Below are 26,707 nucleotides of genomic sequence, written 5' to 3'. Positions count from 1 at the left end.
CGTCCCCGAGCTGTCGCGGCATGTCCGCGCTGAGCAGGAGGTGGTACCACGTCGCGCGGAAGCCTCAGACCAGGAATCTGGCCACGCCACGAAGCATGTGCATCCGCCGCAGCAGGTCAAGGTCCGTATCTCGCACCCTGCGTGCTGCGGCAGGGAAGCTGGTCACGGCCACGACAGTAGCGATCGGGCAGCCCGCGTGCCGCGGACTTTTCGCCGGCCGGTGGACCGTGCTCCGGCGGCGTTTGCCAGAGTGCGGGTCAGTCGGTGCTTCAGCCGGGGCCGTCTCCCGCGGGCGGCGGTGGTAGCCGGGGCCGCCCGGCTCGTTCATCTCGCCGCGGTAGACGCCGTGCAGGATCTCCGACTCGTATCCCGCGTACTCGGGCATGCCCATCTCCCGGGCCACGGCCAGCTCGGCCTGCACGTCGTACGGCACCCGGACGAACTGGATCGAGAACGGCGCCTCGGCCTCGGAGCCGTACACCCCCTCCAGGATCACGTACACGGGGGTGGGGTCGTCCATGGAGTTGCCGACGCTGCCGGTGTTGAACAGGGTGCGCCGGTCGCGATCCACCTCGTAGTACGCGTCGTGGGTGTCGCCGTACCCGACGACGGTGGGTTCGGGCCCGTCGCCGGTCGCCGGGGTGTTGGCGAACATCGACAGGAACTCCGCCTCGTCGTGGTCGAACCGCACGCGGTGGTGCACCGTGCCCGACGAGGCGTGGTACAGCCGCACCCGCCGCCCGCTCAGCAGGAAATCGTGGCTGAACGGCAGCGCCCGCAGCCATGCGCCCTGCCCCGGTGACAGCTGCTCCAGCCACCACGCGAATGCCTTCGTGGGGGTGTCGAAGGTCCGGTCGGGGTCGGGCAGGAAGTCGTCCCAGTTGCCGAGGATGTTGACCTCGCACCGTTCCCGGCAAACCTCGATGACCTCGCGTCCGCGCGGTCCCTTGCCGACGTAGTCGCCGAGGTTGAATATGCGCGTGATGCCGCGGGCTTCGATGTCGTCGAGCACCGCTTCCAGCGCGGTCAGGTTGCCGTGCACGTCGGAGATCAGGGCGATGCGGTCGAGAGGCGGGCGCATCGCATGATCCTATTTCGGGCCCGGGCAGAACGCTGTCCCGCGCGGGGCAGCTCGGCCACCGCTCAGCGGGCGGTCAGCGGCTTGACCCAGCGGGACCACTGCGGCTGCGGCCGGTATCCGGCGGCGGTCCACGCGTCGGCGGCGAGGTCGTTGTCGTCGAGCACCATCGCGTCGGCCCGGCGCCCGCCCAGCGCCGTGAAGCGCTGTTCGGCGGCGTCCAGCAGGGCGCGCCCGATGCCCTGACGGCGGCGGTCCGGGTGCACGGCGTACCGGTAGAGGTGGCAGCGCCATCCGTCCCAGCCGGCGATCAGCGAGCCGACGATCTCGTCGCCGTCCACGGCCAGCAGCAGCGCTGCTGGGTCGCGGGCCAGCAGCGCGGCCACCGCCGCGGCGGCGTCGTCGCGGTCGGTGTTCTCGGCGGCGGTCTTCCAGAAGGCGAGCAGCGGCTCGATGTCGGCGGTGTCGGCGGTGCGCAGGAGGAGGGCCATGGCTCCGGATTCTCTCAGCCGGTGCAGCCGGGTCAGGCGGTCGCCACCGCGAACAGCACCGCCGCGAACGCGGACAGCAGCGCCGCCACGACGAGCATCGCGGACCAGATGCTGCTCAGCGCCGTCGGCGCCGGGTGCCTGGCCAGGAACGGCTGGTGGACCGCGGTACGCTCCTCGGCCGGCAGGACGTGGTCGAGCCAGCCTTCGGATTCGGCGTGGTAGTACCGCGCCCACTGCCGCGCGAGGTTGACTCCCGCCGCACCCAGCGAACTCACCAGCGCCGCCAGCAGCGACAGGAACGCCGGACTGGCGGCCAGGGCGAACGTGGAGAACCAGAGCAGCAGGACGCTCCCGAGGGCGAACGCGGCGATGCCGTTGGCGGTGCGCTGGTACTGCTGCACCCGGCCGACGGCGACGTGCGCCAGGCGCAGGTGGGTGTCAGGGGTCGAGATCACGGCACTTTCTAGCACGGGCCGGCAATACCAGGTGGTCCCTGCGGCGACCGGTGTGTGGTGCGAAGACGGGGGACGGGATGGAGCGGAGGCGGACCGCGTTGCGGGTACGCGTGCACGCGGTGACCGGGCGGTCGGGTTCAGCGCCGGGTGTACGCCGTCAGGAACGCCAGCTCGTCCGCGCACAGGTCCAGGGTCCGCGACACGGAGCGGTTGCCGTGCCCGACGTCGCCCTCGCGGCGCAGCAGCACCGGGCGGGCGCCCGTGGTGGCGTGCTGCAGCGCGGCGGCGAGCTTGCGAGCGTGCAGCGGGTCCACCCGGCTGTCGCCGTCGAACACGGTGAACAGCACCGCCGGATACTCGACGCCCTCGTGCACGTGGTGGTACGGCGAGTAGGACAGCAGCCAGCCGAGCTGCTCCGGGTCGGCGGCGGTGCCGTACTCCCCGGCCCAGGTCGAGCCGAGGCCGAACAGCTCGTAGCGGACCATGTCCAGCAGCGGGGCTGAGCAGACCACGGCGGCGTAAGCCTGCGGCCGCTGGGTCAGCGCCGCGCCGACCAGCAGGCCGCCGTTGGAGCCGCCCATGACCGCGAGCTGCTCCGGGGTGGTCGTGCCGGACGCGACCAGCCAGTCGGCGGCGGCGTGGAAGTCGTCGAAGACGTTCTGTTTGCGGGCGAGCATGCCGTCGCGGTGCCACTGCTCGCCCTCCTCGCCGCCGCCGCGCAGGTTGGCCACCGCCCACACCCCGCCGGCCTCCGCCCAGGCGATGGCCATCGGCGAGTACCAGGGGGTCAGCGAGATGTTGAAGCCGCCGTACCCGTACAGCAGCGTGGGCCGCGGACCGGCGGCGGGACCGGCGGGCGCGACCACGAACATGCGCACGTCGGTGCCGTCGGCCGAGGTGTAGGTGACCTGCTCGGTCACCACGTCGCCGACCACGACCGCGCCGGGCGGCCGGGCCCACAGGCCGACCGTGTTGTCCCGGGCGTCGAAGCGGTGCACGGTGCCGGGCGTGGTGTGGTCGCCGTAGCTGAACCAGGCCTCGTGGCCGCCGTCGCGGCGCGAGGTCAGCGGGCCGAGGCTGCCCACGCCGGGCAGCGCCACCTTGGCGATCTCCTCGCCGGTGGCCAGGCCGTGCACGGTCAGCTCGCTCAGCGCGTGCCGGGTGGTGGCGACCAGCAGCACGGGTGTGTCCAGCTCGGGGCCGTCGAGGATGGCGTAGTCGTCGAGCACCGCCCCGGCGTCCTCGGCGATCAGCTCGCGCCAGTTCGGGTACGCCGGATCGGCGGGGTCGGCCACGCACAGCCGCCACCGGGGCGCGTCGCGGTTGGTCTGCAGGTAGACCAGCCCGCCGTGGAAGTGCGGGTAGGTCATCGCGTCGATGCCCTGCTGCACGGCCCGCAGCGCGGGCGCGTCCGGCGGGCTCGCCGACAGGTCGGCCAGCCACAGGTCGTTGCGCGGGTCGGTGCCCTGGGTCTCGCTGATGGTCAGCCAGCGCCCGTCCCGAGACACCCGCGGCATGAAGTAGCGGCCGCGGGGCGAGCCGTCGCCGAGGATCAGCGGGTCGGTGTCCGGGTCGGTGCCGAGCCGGTGCAGGTACACCCGGCGGTGCAGTTTCGGGTCGTCGCCTTCGACCGCGCCGGGCGGCAGGAAGCGCGAGTAGTAGAACGCCTCGCCGCCGGGCAGCCACGCGATCGCGGTGTGCCGCATCCGGTCGATCGGCCCGTCCACGACCGCGCCGGTGGCCACCTCCATGACCCGCAGCAGCGGCTCCTCGGTGCCGCCCACCGACATCGCGTACGCCAGCAGCGTGCCCTCCGGCGACGGGTAGTACCAGTCCAGCGTCGTCGCGCCGGTCGGGTCGACGGCGTTCGGGTCGAGCAGCACCCGCTCGCTCCCGTCCGGTTCGATCACCAGCAGCACCGCGTGGTCCTGCGCGGCGGCGCGCCGCTGGAAGAAGCCGTGCTCGCCGTACCAGACGGGGGCGGTCACCGCGCCGACGGCGAGCAGCTGGGCCAGCCGGTCTCGCAGCGCCTGGCGCTCGGACCAGCCTGCCCGGTGCTCGGCCAGCAGCTCGTCCTGCGCCTGCGACCAGGCCACGGTGTCGAGGTCGGCGGGGTCCTCCAGCCAGCGGTACGGGTCGGCGATCCGGCGCCCGTGGATCTGCTCCACGAGGTTCAGCCGGTCGGCGGGCGGGTAGGCGAAGGGGGCGCGGTCCGTGGACATGCCGTAAAGGATGCACTACACGGGGTGTTGCCGCACGTGCGAGCAGCGGCATCTGCCGCTGGCCGATAGACCGGACAAGTCGGGCATCGGGGACACCGGCCGGGTCGGCGGGCGAATGTCCGCCGCAGCGACAGCAACGAGCTTAGGGTGACGGCTATGCGTGGTTTGATCGTCGAGGCGGGACGCCCGAACTCGGCCCAGTACGTCGACGACCTGCCCGAACCGGACGAGTCCGAGGGGCAGGTGCTGGTGGCCGCGCTCGCGGTGGGCGTGTGCGGCACCGACCGCGAGATCGTCGCGGGGGAATACGGCACCGCCCCCGGCCCCGGCGACCGGCTGGTCATCGGGCACGAGTCGCTGGGCCGGGTCATCTCCGACGACTCCGGCCGCTGGCAGCCCGGTGATCTGGTGGCGGGCATCGTGCGCCGGCCCGACCCGGTGCCCTGCGTCAACTGCCTGGTCGGCGAGTGGGACATGTGCCGCAACGGCCAGTACGTCGAGTGCGGCATCAAGGAGCGGCACGGCTTCGCCCGGGAGCGCTGGCGCGTGGAGCCCGACTTCGCGGTCGGCCTGGACGCCTCGCTGCTGGAAGTGGGCATGCTGCTCGAACCGACCAGCGTCGTGGCCAAGGCCTGGGAGCACATCGAACGCATCGGTCTGCGCGCCCGCTACGATCCGCAGACCGTACTGGTCACCGGTGCCGGCCCGATCGGCCTTCTGGCCGCCCTGCTGGGCCGACAGCGCGACCTCGACGTGCACGTGCTCGACCGGGCCACCGAAGGCCCCAAGCTCGACCTCGTCGCCGGGCTCGGCGCGACCTACCACTCCGGCCAGGTCTGCGACCTCGGCTTCGAACCCGACCTGGTCCTGGAGTGCACCGGCGCGCCGCCGGTCATCGCCCAGGTCATCGACCAGGTCGGCCCGAACGGCACGGTCTGCCTGACCGGCGTCTCCAGCGGCGGCCGCAAGCTCGCCCTGGACCTCGGCGGCCTCAACCGCGACATGGTCCTGGAGAACAACGTCGTCTTCGGCTCGGTCAACGCCAATCTGCGCCACTGGCAGGAGGCCGCCCACGCCCTCCAGTCCGCCGATCAGGCCTGGCTGGCCGCCCTCATCACCCGCCGCGTCCCCGCCGCCGACTACGCGGTGGCGCTGGAGAACCAACCCGACGACATCAAAGTCGTCCTCGACTTCTGACGGCCCGCCGCAGCGCCCTGACCAGCCCCGCCCGCGCCCCGAAGCGGAGGAAGGGCGCCTTCACATCGCTAGGCGATGTAGAAGGCGCCCTTCCTTGCTCCTTGCTGTTGCCGGTCAGGCGGTTCGGGCGGTCGTGGTGAGGATGACCTCGGCGAGCAGGGCCGGGTCGTCGCTCATCGGGACGTGGCCGCAGCCGGGCAGGGTCACGTGGCGGGCCTGTGGCAGCCGCTGCCGGGCGATGCCGGCCTGGCGCGGCAGCAGGATGCGGTCGCGGTCGCCCCAGGCCACGGTCACCGGCACGGACGGCTCGCCCCGGAACTCGTACCCGCGCGCGGCGATCCGGGCCACCGGCCCGAATCCGGGGCCGGTCCGCAGCGCGAGGGCGTCGGCGACCGCACGCTCGGCGTCGAGGCGGCCCGGATGGCGCATCAGCATCGCGAACGCCAGGGCCCGGGTGCGGGAGGGCCGCATGTTGGCGCGCACCATCGGCTGCGGCAGCAGCGTGCCCCAGCGCAGCGCGGTCAGCACGGTCAGCGCGTAGCGCATCTGCCAGCGCTTCCAGAAGCCGGCCGGGGCGATCGCGGTCGCGGAGGCGACCAGCCCGGCCGCCGCCAGTTCCAGCGCGATCGCGCCGCCGAGGCTGTTGCCCGCCACGTGCGGCCGGTGCAGGCCCTGCTCGTCGAACCACGACGCGACCGCGGCGACGGTCTGCGCCATGTCGCCGGGCATGCCATCGGGCGGCACCGGCGAACGCCCGAACCCGGGCAGGTCGATCGCGATCACGTCGTGGCACTCGGCCAGCCGGTCCAGCACCGGCTCCCAGGCCCGCCAGTGATGGCCGATGCCGTGGATCAGCACCAGCGGCTCGCCCGAGCCGCGCCGCTCGTACGCCACCTCGATCGTCACGCCGACCCCCGCCTGCCGCGGCCGGCGTGCTGAGCTCGCGACGCGGCGTGCCCGCTCATCGGATCTCCCCGCGGACGGACTCGGCGCTGTGCGCGCCGAACGACCGGCCCAGCGCGGCCACCTCCCGCTCCAGCTGCGGCACCAGCGACCGCGAGCTCCGCCGCACCAGCCGGTCGCTGAACGCGCTGTTCACCACGGTGCGCAGCAGCTGTACGCCACCGATGGCGCGCGGCACGTAGACCCGCCTGCGCCGCTGCTCGACGCCGCGCACGAACGCGCTCGCGCACTGCCCGACGGAGCTGGTCGAGCCGACCGGCCAGGGCAGGCTGCCGAACGCGGCCCGGAACGACGGCAGGTCGTCCTTGGCGTCGCGGACCAGGTCGGTGTCGATCCAGCCCGGATGGGCGGTGCCGACGGCGACGCCGTGGTGGGCCAGCTCCAGCCGCAGCGCGTTGCCGAAGTGCTCGACCCCGGCCTTGGCCGCGCAGTACGCCGACATGCCCGGCAGCGCGGTGAACGCCGCGGTCGACGACACCAGCAGGTAGTAGCCGCGGGCGGCGATGACCGGCGCGGCCGTGGCGGCGGCCGTGCGCATCACGCCGATCAGGTTCACCTCGACGGTGCGGGCCAGCGCCTCGATGTCGCCGGTCGCGACGGTGCCGAGGCCGGCGACGCCGGCGTTGGCGATCACGCAGTCGATGCGCCCGAACGCCTGCAGCGTCCCGGCGACGGCCTGCTCCAGCGCGGCCGAGTCGGTGACGTCGGCCTCGAACCAGGCCACCTCGCCGACGGTGCTCAGCTCCTGCGCCAGCGCGCGCAGCCGGTCCGGCTCCAGGCCGACCAGCGACAGCCGGGCCCCGCGGGCCACGGCCAGGCGGGCGGTGTGCTCGCCGATGCCCCGGGCCGCCCCGGTGATCAGCACGACCTGGTCGCGCAGCGGATGCTTCATCGTGCCTCCTGGGCGGCGGGGGAGCGGGCCGGCACGGGCCGGTAGGCGGCGGCGTCGAAGCGGCGCGTACGCAGCCAGTACGACCAGGTGTAGCCAGGCCACAGGGTGGAGTTGCGGCCGTTGGCGTCGAGATACCAGCTGCGGCAGCCGCCGCTGGTCCAGACCGTGCCGTCCATGGCGCGGTCCAGCTCGGCGTTGTAGGCGCGCTGCGCGTCCGGCCGGGGCTCGATGGCGGCGACACCCGCGGTGTCGAGGTGGCGCAGTGCGCCCAGCAGGTACCTGATCTGACACTCGATCATGAAGACGACGGAGTTGTGACCCAGCCCGGTGTTCGGGCCGAGCAGCAGGAACAGGTTCGGGAAACCGGTGACCGAGGTGCCGCGGAAGGCGTACATGCTGCCCGCCCAGTGCTCGGCCAGGGTGCGCCCGTCCGCGCCCCGGATCGCCTGCGCCATCGGCAGGTCGGTGACGTGGAACCCGGTGCCGAACACGAGCGTGTCGGCCGGATGCTCGCGCCCGTCGGCGGTGACCACGCCGTCGGCGGTGACCCGGGTGATCGGCTCGGTGACCACGTCCACATTGGCGCGGTCGAGCGCCGGATAGAAGTCGTTCGACAGCAGCACCCGCTTGCAACCCATCGTGTACGAGGGCGTGAGCCGCTCGCGCAGCGCCGGGTCGGCGACCGACCGGTGCAGGTGGCGGCGGGCCATCCGCTGCCCCAGCCGCATCAGCGCAGGGCGCAGGAACGCGGTGGCCTGGAACTCCCGGCCCCAGTAGACCCCCGCCCGCACCAGCCAGTGGGTGAACGGCGCGGAGCGGAACAGCCGCCGCTCCAGTGCGCCGATGTTCCGGTCGCGGCGCGGCAGCACCCACGCCGGGGTGCGCTGGAACAGGGTCAGCGCGCCGACCTGCGGCGCGATCTGCGGCACGAACTGGATCGCCGACGCCCCGGTGCCGATCACGGCGACCCGCCGCCCGGTGAGGTCGAGGTCATGCCGCCAGCGCGCGGAGTGGAACGTGTCGCCGCGGAACTCCGCGAGGCCGGGCAGGTCCGGGATGGACGGCTCGGTCAGCGGCCCGCCCGCCGCGACCAGGATCTGTGCGGTGTACGCCCCCTGCGAGGTGTCAAGCCGCCACAACTGGGCATCGGCGTCCCAGGCGGCGGCATGCACCTCGTGCCCGAGCCGCAGGTGCGGGCGTACGCCGTGCTCGTCGGCGCAGCGGCGCAGGTAGGCCCAGATCTCGGGCTGCGGCGAGAAGCTGCGGCTCCAGCCGGGGTTGCGGGCGAAGGAGAAGGAGTACATGTGCGAGGGCACGTCGCAGGCGCAGCCGGGATAGGAGTTGTCCCGCCAGGTCCCGCCGACCTCGTCGCCGCGGTCGAAGACCAGGAAGTCCCGGTGGCCCGCGCCGCGCAGCCGGATCGCGGTGCCGATGCCGCCGAACCCGGCGCCGATGACCGCGATGCGGGTGTGGCGATTCGTGTCGCTGCTGCTCACCGGCGACCTCCTATGTGGTACCAGGCGGTACCAGCCCGTCCCCGAGAAATTACCATCGGGTAACCGGGCGGGGAAGGCCCGAAACCGTCACGAGCCACCGGTACAGTCTGCACCCAATCGACCCCTGATGCGCCCGACCAGCGGAGGAGCCTTGGCCGCCCCCAACCGGACGCCCGAGTCGGTCCGCCGTGACCTGACCACGGCGCTCGCCGCCTGCGTGGCCGAGAAGGGCTACGCATCGACCACCATCGCCGACATCGTGGCGCTGGCCAGGGTGTCCAAGCGCACCTTCTACGAGCACTTCGCCGCGAAGGAAGAGTGCCTGATGGCGCTCTACGAGCACGTCTGCGACCGGCTCATGCTGATGATCCGCGCGGCGGCCTCCGGCGACCAGCCCTGGCCGCAGCGCATCAGCGACGGGGCGGCGGCCTATCTCGGCGCGCTGGAGACGATGCCCGCGTTCACCCGGACCATGCTGATCGAGGTGCAGGCGGCCGGGCACCGGGCGTTCATGCTGCGCCAGCTGACCCTGCAGCGATTCGCGGGCACGCTGGTGGACCTCGTCGAGGTGGGCCGGCTCAGCGATCCGGACCTGCGGCCGCTGTCGCAGGCGCAGGCGCTGGCCATCGTCGGGGGCATCAACGAGCTGCTGCTGCACGCCATCGACCCGTACACCGGGTCGGCCGGCGAGGACGTCGAGGGCCGGTTCGCGGCGCTGCACGGCGACGTGGTCCGGTTGATCTCGGCGGTGCTCAACCACCGCGCCTGAAACTTTCATCCGCTGGTCAACGCATAGATGTCCGGTGTTGTGTCGGGCTTGTTTCGTGTGCGACGATGACCGCATTCGCGTTGGGAGCACACGCGATTTCATCGCCGAGGGCACCCGGTGTCACACCGGGACGGCGTTGTCACGGACCGCGTTCCGGTCGTCTGCGTTCACCTCAGTTCCGCCCGCCGGGCCGGGCAACCCGCACCACCTCCGTGGCGCCTGCGCGCGGCCCTCCTGTCGGCCGTGTTTGGGCGTCCACACCGGACCCCTGCCCGGGGATCCGGACACGGCCCAAGGAGAAGGCAATGAGATTCCCGATCAGGCTGTCCGGAAGGCGCAAGATCGTCGCGCTGACCGGTGCGAGCGCCCTCGTGGTCGCCGGCCTTGTCACGCTCCCCGCGGCGATCGCGCACGCCGCGCCCGGTTGTGACATCACGTACACCACCAACGACTGGACCGAGGCCCCCGGCAGCGGCGGCTTCACCGCGTCCATCATCGTCAAGAACACCGGCGACCCGATCACCAGCTGGTCGCTGAAGTTCGCGTTCCCGTCCGGGCAGACGTACACCCAGGGCTGGTCGGCGAACTGGACCGCGTCCGGCGCCAACGTGACCGGCACCAGCCTGTCCCACAACGGCAGCCTCGGCACCGGCGCGTCGACCAACATCGGCTTCAACGGCCGCTGGAGCGGCAGCAACCCGAAGCCGACCTCGTTCACGCTGAACAACACCACCTGCACCACGGGTGGGGTGACCCCGTCGCCGAGCACCAGCGCGAGCGCCAGCCCGAGCCCGAGCCCGAGCACCAGCGCGAGCCCGCAGCCCAAGTCGATCATCATCACCCCGTCGTCGGTGAGCGTCGCCGAGGGTGGCAGCTCGTCGGTCACCGTGAAGCTCAGCGCCGCGCCGACCGCCAACGTGACGGTCGCCCTGGCCCGCAGCGGCGACACCAGCATCACCGCCCCGGCGTCGGTCACGCTGACCCCGTCGAACGCGGTCGCCGGCGTGAGCGTCGCCATCGCCGCCGCCGAGGACAGCGACCAGACCCACGGCACCGCGACCGTGGCGGCGTCCGCCTCGGGCTACACCGGCGCGTCGCTGGCCGTGACCGAGATCGACAACGACGTCACGCAGAGCGGCAAGGCCGACAACCCGTACGCGGGCGCACGCGGCTACGTCAACCCGGAGTGGTCCGCGAAGGCGGCCTCCGTGTCCGGTGGCAACCGGGTCTCCAACCTGTCCACCGCCGTCTGGCTGGACCGCATCGCGGCCATCGCGGGCACGTCGGGCAGCAGCTCGAACGGCTCGATGGGCCTGGCCGCCCACCTCGACGAGGCGCTGCGGCAGTACAACGCGGGCAGCGGCCCGCTGACCGTGCAGTTCGTGATCTACAACCTGCCGGGTCGTGACTGCTCGGCGCTGGCCTCCAACGGCGAGCTGGGCGTGGACGAGCTGCCCCGCTACAAGTCGGAGTACATCGACCCGATCGCGGCGATCATGGGCCAGAGCAAGTACGCGGCGCTGCGCATCGTGGCGATCATCGAGATCGACTCGCTGCCGAACCTGGTGACGAACACGAACATCGCCAAGTGCGCGACGATGAACTCCAACGGCGGCTACGTCAAGGGTGTCGGGTACGCGCTGAACAAGCTGGGCGCGATCCCGAACGTGTACAACTACATCGACTCGGCCCACCACGGCTGGATCGGCTGGGACACCAACTTCGGCCCGACCGCGCTCAAGCTCAAGGAAGCGGCCGTCGCCGAGGGCAGCACCGTCAACAACGTGCACGGCTTCATCACCAACACCGCCAACTACTCGGCGCTGGTCGAGCCGTTCTTCACCATCAACACCTCGGTCGGGGGCACCACGGTGCGCCAGTCGAAGTGGGTGGACTGGAACTACTACGTCGACGAGCAGTCGTTCGCGCAGGCGTTCCGCACGCGGCTGGTGTCGGAGGGCTTCAACTCCAACATCGGCATGCTGATCGACACGTCCCGCAACGGCTGGGGCGGTTCGGCGCGGCCGACCGCGGCGAGCACCTCGACCAGCGTGGACACGTTCGTCAACCAGTCGCGTATCGACCGCCGTATCCACGCCGGCAACTGGTGCAACCAGTCCGGCGCGGGCCTGGGCGAGCGTCCGCGCTCGGCTCCGGCGACCGGCATCGACGCGTACGTGTGGGTGAAGCCCCCGGGCGAGTCCGACGGCTCCTCCTCCCTCATCCCGAACAACGAGGGCAAGGGCTTCGACCGCATGTGCGACCCGACCTACACCGGTAACCAGCTCAACGGCAACAACCTGACCGGCGCCCTGCCCAACGCCCCGATCTCCGGTGCGTGGTTCCCGGCCCAGTTCGCCGAGCTGATGGCCAACGCCTACCCGCCGCTCTCCTAACCGGCTGAGCCCAAAGGAAGGGCACCTTCTTTAACGCGGAGCGTTAAAGAAGGTGCCCTTCTTAACTCTGTGCGCAGGGTGCTGCCGGTCAGCCGCCCTGTCCGGTCAGTGAACCGCTTACCGGTGATCGCCGCGGCCCGGCCGCCCATCGCCGTTGCCGCTGGACCCGTTGTCACCTGATTCGCTGTCGCCGGTGCCGTTGTCACCACCGGAGCCGTTGTCGCTCCCGTTGTCACCGTCACCGTTGCCGTTGTCGCTCCCGTTGTCGTCGCCGCGGCCGCCACCGCCGTCGCCGTGGTCGTCGCCGCCGTCGTGGGAGTTGTCGCCGTCGTGGGACTGCTCGTCAGGCCTGGCCTGCTCGGTGGGCTCGGGCTGGGGCGAGAACGCCGACTCGCGCTGCGGGGCGGGGAAGTCCTTGACCTCCAGCCCCTCCGACCCGGTCGCCAGGGTCGAGGCGACGGCCCGGTACACCTTCGACAGCACCGCCGCGCCGACCGCGTCGGTGGGGGTGTCGGGGTTGGCCGCGATGGCGGCCGCGGCCAGCTGCGGGGTGTACGCCACGAACGACTCGGTCATGTTGCCGGTCGAGCTGCCCGTCTTGCCGGCCACCGCACGCCTGCCGAGCAGGCCCGACACCGCTGTGGCGGTGCCGCCGTCACACCGGCCGAACGCGCCTTCCTGCCCGACCGGGCAGCGGGCCGCGTCGGTGGCCGCTCGTGCGATCTCCGGGCTGATCGCCGGCGCGCACGAGGTGTCGGCCACGGCCAGCTGCTTGCCGGTGCCGTCGGTGACCGCGGTGACGGGCAGCGGCGAGCAGTAGACGCCGTCGGCGGCCAATGTCGCGTACGCGTTCGCGAGGTCCAGCGGTGTGGTCAGCGAGACGCCCAGCACGAACGAGCCCCAGCCGGCCGCGTCGGAGGCCGCGTGCGAGGCGTTGTCCGGGTGCCGGAACCTCACGCCGAGCCGCTGCGCCATCTCGATCGTCTTGTCCGCGCCGACCTGCTGCTCCAGCCAGACGAAGTAGGTGTTCACCGACCGGCCGAAGCCGGTCCACATGTCGCGCTCGCCGTCCATCCACGCGGGGGTGGCGTTGCGCGGGCACCAGTATCCGTCGCAGCTGGCTGGGCCGGCCGCCTCGCGCCAGGTGGTGGTGAGCTTGGTCGGCGCGTCGAACCGGGTGTCCAGCGTCTTACCGGCCTCCAGGGCGGCCAGCATGGTGAACATCTTGAACGTCGAACCGGCCTGGTAGCCGTGGATGCCGTTGCCGCCCGCGACGAGCTGGTTCATGGTGTTGCCCGCGCCGGTCGCGGCGCTGTAGCGCCGGTTCACCGCGAGCGCCAGCACCTTGCCGGTGCCGGGCTCGACGACGGCCATCGGCAGGGCGCGCTTGTTCGCGTACCCGTAGACCTTGGTCACCTGGGCCTGCGCCGCGTTCTGGATCTTCGGGTCGAGCGTGGTGACGATGCGGTAGCCGCCCTGGCGCAGCGCCTGCTCGCGGTCCTCCGCGGTGTCGCCGAACGTGTCCTGGTCGCGCCACCAGCTGCGGAAGTAGTCGCAGAAGAAGCCCCAGCCCTGCCGCGAGGCGGTGCAGTCGTTGGGGTTCGCGCCGCGCTTGACCACCGGCGTGCTCGCCTTGGCGGCCGCGGCCTGCGCGGCGGTGATCGCGCCGGTGCCGGTCATCGCGGTGAGCACGTAGTCGCGGCGGGCCAGGGCGCGCTCGATGCCGCCGTTGAGCGGGCTGTCGGCCTCGGGGGACTGGAGCAGCCCGGCCAGCAGCGACGCCTCGCTGAGGGTCAGCTGGGCCGGGTCCTTGGAGAAGTACGTGTGCGAGGCGGCGAAGATGCCGTACGCGCCGGAGCCGAAGTAGGCGATGTTCAGGTAGCGCTCCAGGATCTGCGCCTTGCTGAGCTCCTTCTCCACCGCCAGGGCGTACCGGGCCTCGCGGATCTTGCGGGTCGGGGTCTGCTCGGTGGCCGAGGCGCGTTCCTCGGTCGACAGCGACGGGTCGCTCTTGAGCACGTTGCGCACGTACTGCATGGTCAGCGTCGACGCGCCCTGGGAAACGCCGCCGCTGGTCCCGTTGGCCACCACGGCGCGCAGCACGCCCTTGAGGTCCACCCCGTGGTGGGTGTAGAAGCGGGCGTCCTCGGCGGCGACCACGGCCTGCGGGACGACCGGGGCCACCTCGGCGAGTGTCACGTCCCGGCGGTTCTCGTCGTAGAAGGTGGTGACGACCGTGGTGCCGTCGTTGGCGTACAGGTAGCTGGCCTGGGCTGTGGTGGGGTGCTTGAGCACCTCGGGCAGCGTCTCGTAGGCGGGTGCGGACTTCTCCACCGCCCAGTTGGCCAGCGCGGCGGCGGGCATCGCACCGGCGGCGACCACGGCTCCCGCGACCACGGCGAGCAGCGTGAGTCGGGTCTTCCGGTTGAGCGGCGGCATCGCAGCACCTTCGGGGGAGAGGGCGGGGGATGCTCAAGACTGCCCGCAGATCTCCGATGTGCCAGGATTTGTGGCGTGCATCTCATCTGAAATGGGCATATGTCGACCGGATAAGCAGTCATCCAGTTCATGAGGCTCGGGTGACCCGGAAAACAGCGCGTCGTTGCCGGAAATATCGTTGCGATGCGTATAGTTGAACCGTCACGTAAACAGCTCCACGCTTCTTCTCTCGGAAGGCACTGACATGACCACGCTGAACACCCGCACCTGGAACGGCCTGACCATCCCCGCAGCCGGCACCTACGCCATCGACGCCGCACACACGCGCGTCGGCTTCGTCATCAGGCACATGGTGGTGAGCAAGGTCCGCGGTTCGTTCAAGGACGTCGCCGGTGAGATCGTCGTGGCCGAGGACCCGCTGGCCTCGTCGGTCAACGCCGTCATCCAGGCCGCCAGCATCGACACCGGCGTCGCCGACCGCGACACCCACCTGCGCACCGGCGACTTCCTCGAGGCCGAGAAGTACCCGGAGCTGAGCTTCCGCAGCACCAGCCTGAAGGCCGTCTCGGGCGAGGACTTCACCCTCGTCGGCGAGCTGACCATCAAGGACGTCACCAAGACGGTCGAGCTCGCGCTCGAGTTCGGCGGCGTGAACAAGAACCCGTGGGGCCAGGAGATCATCGGCTTCACCGCCACCACCGAGATCGACCGCGAGGACTTCAACGTGACCTGGAACCAGCAGCTGGAGACCGGCGGCGTCCTGCTCGGCAAGACCCTCAAGATCGAGATTGAGGGCGAGGCCACCCGCCAGGCCTGAGCCTGACGGGCTCCGCGCGGCCGCGACCGACGGCCCGTCGACGTCCCGCCCCGGTGGTGCTTGGGGGAGCGCCCCGGGACACGTGGGAGACGTCCGGGCCGGTCGCGGCCGCGGCGTGCCGGGCGTGCGCGTGGCCGCGTCGCGCCCGGCCGATCGGGGGACCCGCCGCCTTTCTCTCCTCAAGGCGGCTGGGTCCCCCGACTACGCGTGGCGGGTCCTCGAACCACGCGTGGCGGGTCCTCGAACCACGCGCTGCCGCTTCGCGGACGGCGCGACACGGTCTCCGATCGCGCGCGGCACGTTCTCGGCCCGCCGGCCCGCCGGCCCGCCGGCCCGCCGGCCCGCCGGCCCTGGACGGCTGGACGGCTGGACGGCTGGACGGCTGGACGCGGGCCGATCGTCGCGTCGGGGTGGCCCGACCGCGCCGCCATCGCAGATGCCAGGCGTAGATTCGCGGCATGACCGCATTTCGGATCGGTGAAGCGGCGGAGCTGCTCGGCGTCAGCGCGGACACGGTACGGCGGCTGGTCGACTCGGGCCGGCTGCGGGCGCACCGCGACGAGCACGACCACCGGATGGTGGCCGGGGCGGACCTGGCGGCGTACGCCCGCACCCAGGCCGACGACCCCGACGGCCGCGCCGACCGGTCCTCGGCCCGCAACCGGATGCGCGGCATCGTCACCGCCATCGTCAAGGACACCGTGATGGCTCAGGTCGACATCCAGGCCGGCCCCTACCGGGTGGTGTCGCTGATGAGCCGGGAGGCCGTCGAGGAACTCGGCCTCGACGTGGGCAGCGTCGCCGTAGCCGTGATCAAGTCCACCAACGTCGTGGTCGAACGTGACTGAGTGGTCCAACGTGACCGACCCCCGGACCGCGGCCGGCGGTCCGGCCTCGACGGCAGGCCCGAGCTCGATGGTCGGCGGATGGCCCGCGGGGCGGGCGCTGCTGGCCGCGCACCTGGTCGTGGTGCGGCCTGGGTTCCAACTCGACGTGGCGCTGTCCGTGGCCGCCGGTGAGGTCGTGGCGCTGCTCGGCCCCAACGGCGCGGGCAAGACCACGGCGCTGCGCGCGCTGGCCGGGCTGCTGCCGCTGCACGCCGGGCGGCTGCGGCTGGGCGAGGTGGTCCTCGACGACCCCGCCGCCGGGATCTTCATCCCGCCCGAGCACCGCCGGGTCGGCGTGGTGTTCCAGGACTACCTGCTCTTTCCGCACCTGTCCGCGCTCGACAACGTCGCGTTCGGCCCGCAGGCGCGGGGGGCGTCGCGCCGGGTCGCCCGCGAGACGGCGGCCCGCTGGCTGGAGCGCGTCGAGCTGAGCGCGCTGGCCCGGCAGCGGCCCCGGCAGCTGTCGGGCGGGCAGGCCCAGCGGGTGGCACTGGCCCGCGCCATGGCGGTCGGCCCCGACCTGCTGCTGCTCGACGAACCGCTGGCCGCGCTGGACGCGCGGACCCGGATGGAGACCCGGGCTCGGCTGCACCACGACCTGCGCGCGCACGAAGGCGCGACGCTGCTGGTCACCCACGATCCGCTGGACGCACTGGTGCTCGCCGACCGGCTCGTCATCGTCGAGGACGGCCGCATCGTGCAGGAGGGCGACGCCGCCGAGGTCACCGCCCGGCCGCGTACCGAGTACGTCGCCCGGCTGGTCGGGCTCAACCTGTACCGCGGCCGGGCCGACGGCCACGCGGTCACCCTGGCCGGCGGGTTCACCATGGTCGCCGACGACGAGGTGCACGGCGACGCGTTCCTGGCCTTCCCGCCGTCCGCGGTCGCGCTGCACCCGCGGCAGCCCGCGGGCAGCCCCCGTAACACCTGGGCGGCCACCGTCGTCGGTGTGCTGCCGCACGGCGACCACCTGCGGGTGGAGCTGGGCGGCCCGATCCGCGCCGCCGCCGAGATCACCCCGGCCTCCGCCGCCCACCTCGGCCTGCTCCCCGGCAGCGAGGTATGGGCCGCCGTGAAGGCCACCGAAACCCGCGCCTACCCGTACTGACCCGCCGACCGCCGACCCGCTGACCGCCGACCCGCTGACCGCCGACCCGCTGACCGCCGACCGCCGACCCGCGCGGGCCCCGCGGCTCTCGGCCGGGTCCGGCCGATGGCGGAAGATCGCTGTTTGCGGTCATAAAGTAAGGCCGGACCTCACTTTCTGACCGCAAACAGCGATCTTCGCCGCTGCGCTTCCGCGACCATCGTTAAGAAGGGCGCCTTCCACTACGTATAGCGATGTGAAGGTGCCCTTCCTTCGGCTCAGAGGCGGGCGAGGTAGGCGGGGGACGCGTGGCGGGTGATGGAGTCGATCACCCCGGCGTCGCGGACGTCCCGCTCGATGAGGGAGAAGGCGTCGTCCTCGGGGACGGTCAGGGCGCGCAGGGGTGTGCGCATGGACACCTTGGCCTCGGACTTCGCCCGGCGCACCGCCTCGATCGCGGCTGTAGCGGCGGCGAGCGGGGCCGGGTCGCCCGCGAGGCCGTCCAGTTCGGCGAGCGTGGGCCAGGCGGCTTGGTGGATCGAGCCGGGCTGCCACCACGACCAGGCTTCCTCGGTCACGAACGGGAGCACCGGGGCGAGCAGGCGCAGCAGCGCCGACAGCGCGGTGCGCAGGGCGAGCCGGGCCGAGTCCGCGGCGGCCGGCCCGTGCTGGCCGTACGCGCGCACCTTCACCAGCTCCAGGTAGTCGTCGCAGAACAGCCAGAAGAAACGCTCGGCGGCGTCCAGGGCCCGGCTGGCGTCGTAGGCGTCCAGTGCGGCGGTCGCCTCGGTGAGCACCGGCTGGAGCGCGGCCAGCAGGGCCCGGTCGAGCGGCTCGGTGATCGTGGCGTCGGGGGCGGGGTCGCCGAGGCCGAGCACGAAGCGCGTCGCGTTGAGGATCTTCATGGCGAGCCGCCGGCCGACCCGCATCTGGCCGGTGTCGAAGGCAGTGTCGGCGCCGGGCCGGGCCGCCGCGGCCCAGTAGCGCACCGCGTCCGAACCGTGCTCGGCGAGCAGGCCCAGCGGGGTCACCACGTTGCCCACCGACTTCGACATCTTCTTGCGGTCCGGGTCGAGGATCCAGCCCGCGATCGACGCGGTGCGCCAGGGCAGCGTGTCGTGTTCGGTGTGGCCGCGCAGCACCGTGGCGAACAGCCAGGTGCGGATGATCTCGTGCGACTGCGGGCGAAGGTCCATCGGGAACACCCGGGCGAACAGGTCGTCGTCGAAGCCCCAGCCGCCCGCGATCTGCGGCGTCAGCGACGAGGTGGCCCAGGTGTCCATCACGTCGGGGTCGGCCGTGAAACCGCCGGGGCGGCCGCGCTGATCCTCGGTGTACCCGGGCGGGGTGTCCGAGCTGGGGTCGATCGGCAGCGCTTGCTCGGCGGGCGTGATCGGCTTGTCGTGCTCGGGCAGACCCTCGGCGTCCAGCGGGTACCACACCGGGATCGGCACGCCGAAGAAGCGCTGGCGGCTGATCAGCCAGTCCCCGGCCAGCCCGTTCACCCAGTGCTCGTACCGGGTGCGCATGTGCGGGGGCTGCCAGGTCAGCTCCTGGCCGCGCTCGCGCAGCCGGTCGCGTAGCGCGTCGTCGCGCCCGCCGTTGCGGATGTACCACTGCCGGGTGGACACGATCTCCAGCGGTTTGTCGCCGCGCTCGTAGAACTTCACCGGGTGCGTGATCGGCTCCGGCGCGCCGAGCAGTTCGCCGCGCTCGCGCAGCAGCGCGGTGATCCGCTCCCGTCCGGTGTGCACGGTCGTCCCGGCCAGCGACGCGTACGCCGCCCGGCCGTCGGAGGACAGCCCGTCGGGGGCGTCGGCCAGGAACCGGCCGTCGAAGCCGAGCACGGGCCGGGTGGGCAGGTCCAGCTCGCGCCACCAGATCACGTCGGTGGTGTCGCCGAAGGTGCACACCATCGCGATGCCGGTGCCCTTGGCCGGGTCGGCCAGCCGGTGCGCGAGCACCGGCACCCGTGCGCCGAACAGCGGCGAGCGCACCGTGGCGCCGAACAGCGGCCGGTAGCGCTCGTCGTCCGGGTGCGCCACCAGAGCCACGCAGGCGGGCAGCAGTTCCGGCCGCGTCGTCGCCACGGTGATCGGCCCGGTTCCGGCCGCGTCGGGGTGGAAGGTCAGCCGGTGGTACGCCCCCGGTCGGTCGCGGTCCTCCAGTTCGGCCTGTGCCACCGCGGTGCGGAAGGTGGTGTCCCACAGCGTCGGGGCCTGCGCCGGATAGGCGTCCCCGCGGTCCAGCGCGCGCAGGAAGGCCCGCTGGGACACGGCCCGTGCCCGGGCGCCGATCGTGGTGTAGAGCAGTGACCAGTCCACGGACAGGCCCACCAGCCGCCACACCTGCTCGAACGCCTCCTCGTCCCGGGCCGTGAGCCGCTCGCACAGCTCGATGAAGTTGCGCCGCGACACCGGCACCTGGTTCCTGCCCGGTTTCTCCGGTGGGTCGAACCCCGGGTCGTACGGCAGCGACGGGTCGCAGCGCACGCCGAAGAACTGCTGCACCCGGCGTTCGGTGGGCAGGCCGTTGTCGTCCCAGCCCATCGGGTAGAACACCGCCTTGCCGCGCATGCGCTGGTAACGCGCGATGACGTCGGTCTGGGTGTACGAGAACACATGTCCCACGTGCAGCTCGCCGCTGGCGGTCGGGGGCGGGGTGTCGATGGCGAACACGCGCTCACGCGGCGCGGCACGGTCGAAGCGGTACACGCGCTCGGATTCCCAGCGCTGTGCCCACTTGTCGGGCAGACCGTCGATGGTCGGCTTGTCCGGAAGGTTCATGACCTCACCTCGGTGGGGAAGAGCGTCCCGAACGCGAGAGAGGTTGGGTGACCACCGCGCGCCCTGGGGCGCGGCGATCGAAGAGACTACGCGCGGCCCGAGTCGGCTACGCGTACGACGAACGATGCGAAGAGCGTGTGGGTCATGGCTCCTCCTCCGGCATCGTTCGGTTGCCGATGATGGTAGCCGGTCGGACACCGCGGGCGCATCCGCTGAGCGCGGGCACGCCACTGAACGGTCTTCATCACTGCAGTGAATCGGATGATTGCGTTCAGTGACCATCGCTTTGGATAGTGGCCAGGTGACGAATCCTGTCTCCTCGCGCCCGGTCATCCCTTATGTCGGGATCGCGCTCGTCGCCGTCTGCGCGGCGTACTTCGGTTTCCAGGCGTTGGGCATCCCCGGCATCGTCGCCGTGGTCCTCATCGGCTCGCTGGCCGTGGTGGTCGGCCACCTGTGGACTGCCCGCGCCGGCCGCCGCCGCGTGCCGCAGCAGGCTGACCCGGACGCCGACCGCCGTACCGCGCTGCGGGTCGCCTGGCTCGGCGCGGCGGCCGCGGTGCTCGCCGCGGTCGTGACCACCGTGGGCCCGCCCGTCGTCGCCGCCGTATGGCCGACGGCGCAGGGCGGCAAGCCGTCCGGCGACACCACCACGCCGCCGTCGATCCCGGTGTCGGCCACACCGTCGACGACGCCGTCGGCCAGTGCGGTGGTGCGGCCGATCCTGGACAAGGCCGCCTGCGACGCGCTCGACATCGACGTCGACACCCTGCACGACGCGGTCCCGCCCGTCGACGTCGGCTACGCGGTCAACGCCCGGGGCCTGTGGCGCGCGGAGTACGAGACCGGCCGACTGCGGCTGTTCGTGACCGGCGGCGGGACCACCACGCACTTCCCCTACGTCGGCGAGATCGTCCGGGACGGCGACTACTGGATCGCCTGGGGCCTGCCGATCGGGCGCAAGGGCGTCACCGCCGACACCAGGATGGGCGTACGCGTGCTGGAGGTGGTCGTGCTGTCCGAAGCCGACGACAAGGCGCTGCGCGCGCAGACCGACGCCCCGGACTTCTGGTCCAAGGGCGGCAGCGTCAACCGGCTGCCCGCCTCGGCCCGGTCCGTCGCCCGGGTGCCGCTGCAGCGTGTGTGCTGATGACCTGCGGCGTTGCCCTAACGGTGGGGACCGCGCTCCCCGCGCGGATGATCCATAGGTCGACCATGTGGTCGTTGTGTCCTGATGGGGCGGTTGTTACGGTCCGTTTTCGCTGATCGCGGCTCGGCGATCGGCCCACCCTGACACGAAGGACACTTCTGTGACCACGACGACGGCGACGACCAGCAAGTCCTGGCTCGTCACCCTGCTGCTCTGCTTCTTCCTCGGCGCCCTGGGCGTGCACCGCTTCTACGTCGGCAAGATCGGCACGGGCATCCTGATGCTGATCACGTTCGGCGGCCTGGGCCTGTGGGTGCTGATCGACTTCATCATGATCATCATCGGCAAGTTCTCCGACAAGCAGGGCCAGGCGCTCGCCAAGTGAGCTGATTCCCCGCCCGCGCGGTGACGCGGGCGAGCGGCGGCCCCTCGTGCCCGACGGCACGGGGGGCCGCCGCTGTATCCTGACTGTCTTGTGACCACCTCTGACCTGGCCGGAGCCCTCGACGGCGAGCGCCACATGACGCGCATCACCACGTTCTATCCCCGCCGCGGGCGGGTGAGCGGGCGGCACGAGGACGCGCTGACCAGGCTGTGGCCCGCCTACGGTGTCGACATCGCCCACCCGACCGAGCCGCCCACGGATCTGCCGCTGGACACCGCGGCGCTGTTCGGCCGCCGGGCCCCGCTGGTGCTGGAGATCGGCTCCGGGATGGGCGACGCCACCGTCGCCATGGCCGCCGCCGACCCGGGCCGCGACTACCTGGCCGTCGAGGTGTTCCCGCCCGGCCTGGGCAACCTGCTGGCCGTCGTCGAGGAGCGCGGGCTGGCCAACGTGCGGGTCGCCCAGGGTGACGCGCTGCACCTGCTGCGGCACATGCTCGCGCCGGACAGCCTGGCCGCGGTCCATGTGTACTTCCCCGACCCGTGGCCCAAGCTGAAGCACCACAAGCGGCGGCTGATCCAGCCGGACAACGTGGCGCTGCTGCGCTCGCGGCTGGCCGTCGGCGGCGTGCTGCACTGCGCCACCGACTGGGCCGACTACGCCGAGCAGATGGCCGAGGTCCTCGACGCCACCGACGGCCTGGCCAACCTGCACGACGGCTTCGCCCCCCGCCCCGAACACCGCCCCGTCACCAAGTTCGAGCGCCGCGGCATAGCCGCCGGCCGCCAGATCTTCGACCTCCTCTACCGCCGCACCTCCTGACCCTTCACCTGCGACAACTCTTAAAGACTTGCGGCCACCGACACGCGCGGTGGCCGCAAGTCTTTAAGAGTTGCGGCCGGGTTGGGGTGGGCGACGGCCGGAGGTTAGTTTCGTCGTTGAGTTGTTACTTGTAGGTTATCGACGGGATCTATGTATCTTCATTAATGTTTGGCCACCAGATCCTCTTCCCCTGGGAGGCCTCGAATGGTGGCTACCGCCACACCTCTGCTGCGCCGTGCGACGGCGTTCGCGGGCGGCGTCGCGCTGACCCTCGGCGCGCTGCTGTCCGTGCCCACCGCCGCGCAGGCGAGCACCGACTACGGCCCGGCGGCCTGGGTGCCCGCGAGCACCAGCAACTACACCAACGCCAGCCGCGAGTCCGACTACAACATCAACTACGTGGTCATCCACACCGTCCAGGGCTCCTACACCAGCGCCATCAACTGGTTCCAGAACCCGGCCGCGCAGGTCAGCGCCCACTATGTGGTGTCCAAGGGCGGGGCGGTGACGCAGATGGTGCGCGAGGCCGACGTGGCCTGGCACGCCGGCAACTGGACCTACAACACGCAGTCCATCGGCATCGAGCACGAGGGCTACGTGGAGCAGGACGGCTGGTACACCGAGGCCATGTACCAGGCCTCGGCGGCCATCGTGCGCAGCGTGACCAGCAAGTACGGCATCCCGCGCGACCGCGCCCACATCATCGGGCACAACGAGGTCCCCGGCGCGACCCACACCGACCCGGGCAACCGCTGGAACTGGTCGTACTTCATGCAGCTGGTCAACGGCACGACGCCGCCGCCGTCGTGGACGTCGACCGTGGACAACACCACCGCGGGCCGGTTCACCGCCTCGGCCAACTGGGGCACCTCGTCGTACTCGGCGCAGCGCTACGGGGCGGACTACCGGTACGCCAACCCGGCGGCCGTCTCGGACGCCGCCTGGTACAAGTTCAACATCCCGGCGACCGCCAGCTACCGGGTCGAGGTCTGGTATCCGGCCGTCGCCGGCTACAACACGACCACGCCGTACGTCATCGCGACGACCGGCGGCAACCAGACGGTGCAGGTCAACCAGCAGAGCGGCGGCGGCGCCTGGGTGAACCTGGGCACCTTCAGCCTCGCCGCCGGTGACTACAACGCCGTCGGGGTCAGCCGCTGGAGCGGCGGAGCCGGCTACGTCATCGCCGACGCGGTGAAGCTCACCCGCGTCTGATCCGCGCCGCGGACCGCAGCTCCGCCCGTGCCGCCGAGGTGGCACGGGCGGAGCCGCAAGCGCGCACGCCCCGTTGCGCGGGTGCGGATCATCGTGCGGCCTGCTAGGCTCCTGCGCATGTACAGCTGAGCGTGATCCCACGCCCGTGCCGGCATTCCGGCGCGGCGAGCGTGCCGCGCCGGCCCACGGGCCCGCGCCGTCTGATCCGTCTTTCCCCACGCCCCTGCCCGTTCCGGCAGGCGTCGGCGTGCCCGCATCCGTAGGAGACATTCATGCGTGAAGATCACAGCTCGGAGACCCCCGCCGCGGACGAGACCGCGGAAGAGGTCGAGCAGCAGCCCATGAACCGCGCCGAGCGCCGGGCCAAGGGCAAGAAGACCCAGCAGCAGGCGTACGGCAAGCAGGCGGTCACGCCCAAGTCGAGCCAGGGCCACGGCCCGCGGCTGTGGGCCAACCGCCGCGCCGGCTGAACGCCGTCACCACGATCCGCCGAACCCGGCCGCACCAGCGGTCCCGGGGTCGGCGGATCTTCTTTGTCGGTGGTCATGCCTACACTCCCGCGGCATGACGATGCAGACCATTGTGGACCGTGTCGCCGGGGCGGGTGGCGGATGTCCGGCCTGGTGACGTACACCGAACTGCTCGACCGGGTCGAGCGCCTGACCGGTGGTGGCGAGTTCGACGAGGCCGCGTCGGCGCTGGTCGCGCTGCGGCGCTCGGGGGGCGCGGCGGGGGTGGACGGCATGCGGCCGCTGCTGGATCTGGCCGCCGGGCTGCCCGCGGCACAGCTGACAGCGCTGCTGCAGGCGCTGCTGCGGCATCGGCGCGACGACCGCGGCTGGCACGTCGACAGCGTGATCGGGGCGCTGTGCCCGCTGCTGCCCGGCGAACTGCCCCCGGACCTGGTCGCCGAGCTGCTGACGTTCGCCGAGGACAGCTCTTACGACATACCGGTGATGACACTGGCCAAGCTGGTCGCGCTGCACCTGCGGCACGCCCCGCTGCCGCCCGCGGTGCTGGCCACCATGGAGCGGCGCAAGCGGGAGAGCCTCTGGCTGCGGGAGCTGGCCGCCACCGCGGCGGCCCGCTCGGTGCGGTGACTCCGGTGGCTCGTCCCGGCGATCCGCCTGGACGGCGAACCGCCGGCGACTGCCCACCCGCGGTGATCAGGGGCGGGCCGCGGGGGACCGCCGCCGATCGGTGCACACCGGGGGCGCCATCACGGTCACGTCGGCGCTGTACGCCAGCGTGACCGTGACGCAGTAGTCCTTGTCCTTGTCGAAGCCGGGCAGGGTGACCGTCTCGGTCCCGGCGGGCAGCGACTGCAGCGCGCGCATCGGCTGCCCGGCGGGCGCGGCCGACAGCACCACCGCCGCGGTCGCGCCATCGGGGTAGGACCAGCTGATGCGCAGGCGGGTGCCCAGGTCGGCGACGGCCAGCCCGGTCACCGGCGGCGGCGCCGACGGGGCCGGTCCGCTCGGGCTCGCGGCGGGCGACGGCGTCGCCTCACCCTTGCCGCGGTCGGCGGCCAGGATGAACGTGCCCACCAGCGCCACGATCGCGACCACGGCCGCGACCACGGCCAGCGCGGCGGCCCCGCCGCCGAGCCGCCGCCGCGGCGGTGCGGGCGGAGCGTCGCGGTGCGGCACGAGCAGCCCTGGCGGCGGTGTCGTGGCGATCGGGTACGCCGGGTCGACGGGCACGTAGGGCCGGCCGGGCGCGAGATACCTCGCGGGGATCGACTCCCCGCGACCGGTGTGTTCCGGGGCGGCCGCTGAGCGGTCGCGGGCGCTCGGGCCGGTCTCCCGCGCGGGCGTGCCGAAGGCGGTCGGGTCGGACTCCTGGTCGGGGTCGCCGTAACCCAGCAGGTCGTCGAGGCCGCTGTCGGCGCTGTCGGCGTGATCCCGGCGACGTGACGGCGCGGCGGCCGGGCCGGACGGACCTGTCGGGCCGGCCGGACCCGTCGGGCCGGAGCGCCGGGCGCGTGCCTGCCGGGCCGGGTCGTCGTAGCGTTCGAAGATCTCGTCGTCCGGCCATTCGTCCGGTCCCGCGCTGCGCGGCACAGCCTGGTGCGGGCCCGGGATCAGGTCTTCGGCGTGCGGGATCAGCACCGGCAGCACGCCCGGCCCCGGATCCTCCGCCCGCCCGGCCTCGTCCTCGGACGGGGCTGTGCCGCAGCGGTGATCGGTCTGCGCTCTCGCCCGCACCGCCGCCTGCAGCAGCCGGTGCACGTCGTCGTCGGCGGGCAGCGCGCCGGCCTGCTCGCGCGCCCTGGCCAGCAGGTCGTGTGCCTGGTCGAAGTCGCCGCAGTCGCGCCACATGCCGGCCAGCCGGATGGTCATGCGCAGGTTCACCGGGTGCCCCGGGCCGTGCCGGGACACGTGCGCCGTCAGCACTTCGGCCAGCTGGCGGCGGCCGTCGGCGCAGCTGCCGCGGGCGTGCTCCACCACCGCCGCGTCGGCGCGGGCGGACAGGGTGCGGTCGGCGTCGGGCCCGTCGGCGACGGACAGGTCGCGGATCAGGTCCCGGTAGAGGTCCGCGGCGCGGTCCAGCGCGCCGGTGCGGTGCATGCAGACGGCCAGCACGCCGAGCGCGTGCAGGGTGCGCCGGTCCAGGTCGCCGTGCAGGGCCTGCGCGGCGGCGTGGGCGTACGCCGCCCAGCTGCGCGCCGCGTGCGGCTCGCCCAGGTGCAGCAGCACACCCGCGTACAGCGCGGCGGTGTCCGCCTCGGCCGCGTCGGCGTGCCGCGGATCCTGGTGGGCGAGCGCGAGCTGGTCGCGCAGCAGTTGCTGGGCAGCCGGGAAGTCGAGCCGGCTCACCAGCTCGCGGGCACGCGCCAGCCGTCCCCCCTCAGGCATGGGACTCATCGTGCCCGCTACCACACGATCTGTGAAGCCCTGAAGGTCAACACCTCTGCCCGGCCGGTCACCCGCGCCCCCGCGGGCCCCCAAGGTCATCCGAGTTGCCGGGCACCTGTGCGTATCTTGATCCCGCATTCGCCCATGTGCCAGGCAAGTCGAGTGATCAAGGTGTGCTCCGCGCCCCGCCGGGGGCGAGCGGGGCGGGCGGGGTGCGGCGGGGGGCGTGTGCGGGCAGGGGCGGTCGGGTGGGGGAGGCGAGCGGGGCTCGTGCGGCGTTAGGGTGTGCCACCCGCGCGTGC

General features: G+C 72.4%; 22 protein-coding genes. 12 read left to right on the top strand and 10 right to left on the bottom strand.

Features of this window, described 5'->3' with window-relative positions; translation table 11 throughout:
- Nucleotides 1–64: 64 nt before the first annotated feature.
- From F6W97_RS12770 to F6W97_RS12755, 4 genes are all read right to left on the bottom strand, one after another.
- Nucleotides 65–1,081: a metallophosphoesterase family protein gene (locus tag F6W97_RS12770; protein WP_230686624.1), complete on the bottom strand. Its 1,017-nt coding sequence runs from the start codon at nt 1,079–1,081 to the stop codon at nt 65–67.
- 62 nt (nt 1,082–1,143) lie between these two features.
- Nucleotides 1,144–1,587, bottom strand: coding sequence for a GNAT family N-acetyltransferase (locus F6W97_RS12765; protein ID WP_269059688.1), 444 nt, complete (start codon nt 1,585–1,587; stop codon nt 1,144–1,146).
- A gap of 14 nt (nt 1,588–1,601) precedes the next feature.
- The gene (locus F6W97_RS12760; RefSeq protein ID WP_155370480.1) at nt 1,602–2,024 is read right to left on the bottom strand and encodes a hypothetical protein; all 423 of its coding nucleotides are present in this window, start codon (nt 2,022–2,024) and stop codon (nt 1,602–1,604) included.
- Nucleotides 2,025–2,161: 137 nt separating this feature from the next.
- Nucleotides 2,162–4,246: a prolyl oligopeptidase family serine peptidase gene (locus F6W97_RS12755; protein ID WP_155370479.1), complete on the bottom strand. Its 2,085-nt coding sequence runs from the start codon at nt 4,244–4,246 to the stop codon at nt 2,162–2,164.
- A gap of 156 nt (nt 4,247–4,402) precedes the next feature.
- On the opposite strand from F6W97_RS12755, the gene F6W97_RS12750 reads away from it, so the two are divergent.
- Complete coding sequence (locus F6W97_RS12750) at nt 4,403–5,443, top strand: glucose 1-dehydrogenase (RefSeq protein WP_155370478.1); 1,041 nt, start codon at nt 4,403–4,405, stop codon at nt 5,441–5,443.
- Between the two features lie 114 nt (nt 5,444–5,557).
- Here the strand turns inward: F6W97_RS12750 and F6W97_RS12745 are convergent, their stop codons facing one another.
- The 3 genes from F6W97_RS12745 to F6W97_RS12735 are packed head-to-tail and all read right to left on the bottom strand — an operon-like array spanning nt 5,558 to nt 8,794.
- Nucleotides 5,558–6,349 carry an alpha/beta fold hydrolase gene (locus F6W97_RS12745; protein WP_230686623.1) on the bottom strand — a complete coding sequence of 264 codons (792 nt, stop codon included), beginning with the start codon at nt 6,347–6,349 and terminating at the stop codon, nt 5,558–5,560.
- Nucleotides 6,350–6,404: 55 nt separating this feature from the next.
- Nucleotides 6,405–7,298, bottom strand: coding sequence for an SDR family oxidoreductase (locus F6W97_RS12740; protein WP_155370477.1), 894 nt, complete (start codon nt 7,296–7,298; stop codon nt 6,405–6,407).
- Nucleotides 7,295–8,794: a flavin-containing monooxygenase gene (locus F6W97_RS12735; protein WP_155370476.1), complete on the bottom strand. Its 1,500-nt coding sequence runs from the start codon at nt 8,792–8,794 to the stop codon at nt 7,295–7,297. Before F6W97_RS12735 ends, F6W97_RS12740 begins: the two co-directional genes overlap by 4 nt.
- A gap of 151 nt (nt 8,795–8,945) precedes the next feature.
- Between F6W97_RS12735 and F6W97_RS12730 the strand changes: the two genes are divergently transcribed.
- Both F6W97_RS12730 and F6W97_RS12725 read left to right on the top strand, forming a co-directional pair.
- Complete coding sequence (locus F6W97_RS12730; protein WP_196279108.1) at nt 8,946–9,563, top strand: TetR/AcrR family transcriptional regulator; 618 nt, start codon at nt 8,946–8,948, stop codon at nt 9,561–9,563.
- A gap of 305 nt (nt 9,564–9,868) precedes the next feature.
- A complete protein-coding gene (locus F6W97_RS12725; protein ID WP_155370474.1) occupies nt 9,869–11,959 on the top strand; it encodes a glycoside hydrolase family 6 protein in 2,091 nt (696 codons plus the stop codon).
- A gap of 117 nt (nt 11,960–12,076) precedes the next feature.
- On the opposite strand, the gene F6W97_RS12720 is transcribed toward F6W97_RS12725, so the two are convergent.
- Nucleotides 12,077–14,398 (bottom strand): transglycosylase domain-containing protein, encoded by a 2,322-nt coding sequence (locus tag F6W97_RS12720; protein WP_196279107.1) that lies wholly within the window; start codon nt 14,396–14,398, stop codon nt 12,077–12,079.
- Nucleotides 14,399–14,642: 244 nt separating this feature from the next.
- Between F6W97_RS12720 and F6W97_RS12715 the strand changes: the two genes are divergently transcribed.
- The 3 genes from F6W97_RS12715 to F6W97_RS12705 all read left to right on the top strand — a co-directional run bounded on the left by F6W97_RS12715 (nt 14,643) and on the right by F6W97_RS12705 (nt 17,210).
- A complete protein-coding gene (locus F6W97_RS12715) occupies nt 14,643–15,215 on the top strand; it encodes a YceI family protein (RefSeq protein WP_155370473.1) in 573 nt (190 codons plus the stop codon).
- 458 nt (nt 15,216–15,673) lie between these two features.
- On the top strand, nt 15,674–16,063 hold the full coding sequence (locus F6W97_RS12710; protein WP_155370472.1) for a TOBE domain-containing protein: 390 nt from the start codon (nt 15,674–15,676) through the stop codon (nt 16,061–16,063).
- 67 nt (nt 16,064–16,130) lie between these two features.
- A complete protein-coding gene (locus F6W97_RS12705; RefSeq protein ID WP_155370595.1) occupies nt 16,131–17,210 on the top strand; it encodes an ABC transporter ATP-binding protein in 1,080 nt (359 codons plus the stop codon).
- A 257-nt stretch (nt 17,211–17,467) separates the two neighbouring features.
- Here F6W97_RS12705 and valS read toward each other — a convergent pair whose 3' ends face one another.
- Nucleotides 17,468–19,975 carry a valine--tRNA ligase gene (valS, locus tag F6W97_RS12700; RefSeq protein ID WP_155370471.1) on the bottom strand — a complete coding sequence of 836 codons (2,508 nt, stop codon included), beginning with the start codon at nt 19,973–19,975 and terminating at the stop codon, nt 17,468–17,470.
- 301 nt (nt 19,976–20,276) lie between these two features.
- Between valS and F6W97_RS12695 the strand changes: the two genes are divergently transcribed.
- The 6 genes from F6W97_RS12695 (at nt 20,277) to F6W97_RS12670 (ending at nt 24,647) form a co-directional block, all read left to right on the top strand.
- Nucleotides 20,277–21,125: a hypothetical protein gene (locus F6W97_RS12695; RefSeq protein ID WP_155370470.1), complete on the top strand. Its 849-nt coding sequence runs from the start codon at nt 20,277–20,279 to the stop codon at nt 21,123–21,125.
- A 160-nt stretch (nt 21,126–21,285) separates the two neighbouring features.
- A complete protein-coding gene (locus tag F6W97_RS12690) occupies nt 21,286–21,510 on the top strand; it encodes a TM2 domain-containing protein (protein WP_155370469.1) in 225 nt (74 codons plus the stop codon).
- Nucleotides 21,511–21,645: 135 nt separating this feature from the next.
- Nucleotides 21,646–22,332, top strand: coding sequence for a tRNA (guanosine(46)-N7)-methyltransferase TrmB (trmB, locus tag F6W97_RS12685; protein WP_155370594.1), 687 nt, complete (start codon nt 21,646–21,648; stop codon nt 22,330–22,332).
- 204 nt (nt 22,333–22,536) lie between these two features.
- Nucleotides 22,537–23,547, top strand: a complete 1,011-nt coding sequence (locus F6W97_RS12680; RefSeq protein ID WP_155370468.1) for a golvesin C-terminal-like domain-containing protein — start codon at nt 22,537–22,539, stop codon at nt 23,545–23,547.
- 272 nt (nt 23,548–23,819) lie between these two features.
- Nucleotides 23,820–24,017, top strand: coding sequence for a hypothetical protein (locus F6W97_RS12675; protein WP_155370467.1), 198 nt, complete (start codon nt 23,820–23,822; stop codon nt 24,015–24,017).
- Between the two features lie 141 nt (nt 24,018–24,158).
- Complete coding sequence (locus tag F6W97_RS12670) at nt 24,159–24,647, top strand: hypothetical protein (protein WP_155370466.1); 489 nt, start codon at nt 24,159–24,161, stop codon at nt 24,645–24,647.
- Nucleotides 24,648–24,713: 66 nt separating this feature from the next.
- Here F6W97_RS12670 and F6W97_RS12665 read toward each other — a convergent pair whose 3' ends face one another.
- A complete protein-coding gene (locus F6W97_RS12665; RefSeq protein ID WP_155370465.1) occupies nt 24,714–26,405 on the bottom strand; it encodes a hypothetical protein in 1,692 nt (563 codons plus the stop codon).
- Nucleotides 26,406–26,707: the final 302 nt, after the last annotated feature.

The sequence above is a fragment of the Catellatospora vulcania genome, from assembly GCF_009720385.1.
GTDB lineage: Bacteria > Actinomycetota > Actinomycetes > Mycobacteriales > Micromonosporaceae > Catellatospora > Catellatospora vulcania.
The sequence above is the reverse complement of the archived record's forward strand: the minus strand, read 5'-3'. Positions and strand labels throughout refer to the sequence as shown.

Bases quoted from the DNA above. Each gene is read 5' to 3' on its own strand.
- F6W97_RS12750 (WP_155370478.1), top strand. From the start codon at position 4,403: ATGCGTGGTTTGATCGTCGAGGCGGGACGCCCGAACTCGGCCCAGTAC.
- F6W97_RS12770 (WP_230686624.1), bottom strand. From the start codon at position 1,081: ATGCGCCCGCCTCTCGACCGCATCGCCCTGATCTCCGACGTGCACGGC.
- F6W97_RS12715 (WP_155370473.1), top strand. From the start codon at position 14,643: ATGACCACGCTGAACACCCGCACCTGGAACGGCCTGACCATCCCCGCA.
- F6W97_RS12665 (WP_155370465.1), bottom strand. From the start codon at position 26,405: ATGCCTGAGGGGGGACGGCTGGCGCGTGCCCGCGAGCTGGTGAGCCGG.
- F6W97_RS12705 (WP_155370595.1), top strand. From the start codon at position 16,131: ATGGTCGGCGGATGGCCCGCGGGGCGGGCGCTGCTGGCCGCGCACCTG.
- trmB (WP_155370594.1), top strand. From the start codon at position 21,646: ATGACGCGCATCACCACGTTCTATCCCCGCCGCGGGCGGGTGAGCGGG.
- F6W97_RS12725 (WP_155370474.1), top strand. From the start codon at position 9,869: ATGAGATTCCCGATCAGGCTGTCCGGAAGGCGCAAGATCGTCGCGCTG.
- F6W97_RS12755 (WP_155370479.1), bottom strand. From the start codon at position 4,246: ATGTCCACGGACCGCGCCCCCTTCGCCTACCCGCCCGCCGACCGGCTG.
- F6W97_RS12670 (WP_155370466.1), top strand. From the start codon at position 24,159: ATGTCCGGCCTGGTGACGTACACCGAACTGCTCGACCGGGTCGAGCGC.
- F6W97_RS12740 (WP_155370477.1), bottom strand. From the start codon at position 7,298: ATGAAGCATCCGCTGCGCGACCAGGTCGTGCTGATCACCGGGGCGGCC.
- F6W97_RS12675 (WP_155370467.1), top strand. From the start codon at position 23,820: ATGCGTGAAGATCACAGCTCGGAGACCCCCGCCGCGGACGAGACCGCG.
- F6W97_RS12710 (WP_155370472.1), top strand. From the start codon at position 15,674: ATGACCGCATTTCGGATCGGTGAAGCGGCGGAGCTGCTCGGCGTCAGC.
- valS (WP_155370471.1), bottom strand. From the start codon at position 19,975: ATGAACCTTCCGGACAAGCCGACCATCGACGGTCTGCCCGACAAGTGG.
- F6W97_RS12720 (WP_196279107.1), bottom strand. From the start codon at position 14,398: ATGCCGCCGCTCAACCGGAAGACCCGACTCACGCTGCTCGCCGTGGTC.
- F6W97_RS12680 (WP_155370468.1), top strand. From the start codon at position 22,537: ATGGTGGCTACCGCCACACCTCTGCTGCGCCGTGCGACGGCGTTCGCG.